This window comes from Oligella sp. HMSC05A10 (assembly GCF_001808335.1).
GTDB classification, from domain to species: domain Bacteria; phylum Pseudomonadota; class Gammaproteobacteria; order Burkholderiales; family Burkholderiaceae_B; genus Oligella; species Oligella urethralis.
In genome coordinates this window covers 1-629 of the sequence record NZ_KV792938.1, presented here as the reverse complement: position 1 = coordinate 629, position 629 = coordinate 1, and the positions used below count along the sequence as shown (strand labels likewise).

At 56.0% G+C, this 629-nt stretch carries 1 pseudogene; it reads left to right on the top strand.

The window, feature by feature from the left end:
- A pseudogene (locus HMPREF3144_RS08795) lies at positions 1–629 on the top strand (hypothetical protein); the annotation flags it as partial.

Genomic DNA, 629 nt, shown 5'->3' with positions numbered 1-629 from the left:
TAGTACGACCTACAGTGGCATTAACACGAAGAATCTCATTATCACAGACGCTGCCAAGCAGACGCTTCTCACTGGGCTTAGTGCCGAGGCGATGGCCGATCGTGTCTTTACTGTGACGACCACCGAAAATGCTGAGGCCTTAAGTGGTGCTTTAGACAATCGCTTTGATGCGGTGGCCCTACAAAAAGAACTGGATACCCAACGTGAGGTGTCACAGGCCTTTAGCCAAAACGTGCAAAGCGCCAAGGCGGAATTAAACCGAGCGGCCGATCGTCTCACTGCCGACTACGAGGCCGGCCGTATCAGCCAAGCGGAGTATGATGCCAAACGCCAACAACTGGATAACGGAGCGCTACTCCTCAGCACGATTGCTGCGGGCTTAAGCGCACCGACTGACAGCGCGCTAGGGATTGCGACCGTCACCCTCAGCCCAAGTGTTGCCAAAGAGATCGGACAATACTTTAAGTCAACCGATAGGGAAGGCAGTACTGAGCATTTAATTGCGCACGGACTACTTGCTGCTGCGGTAGCGGCGACGGGGGGTAACAATGCCCTCACAGCCGCTGGGGCGGCCATCAGCGCGGAAGCCGCCGCCCCAGTGCTCGCCCATTACCTCTACGGTAAAGAAG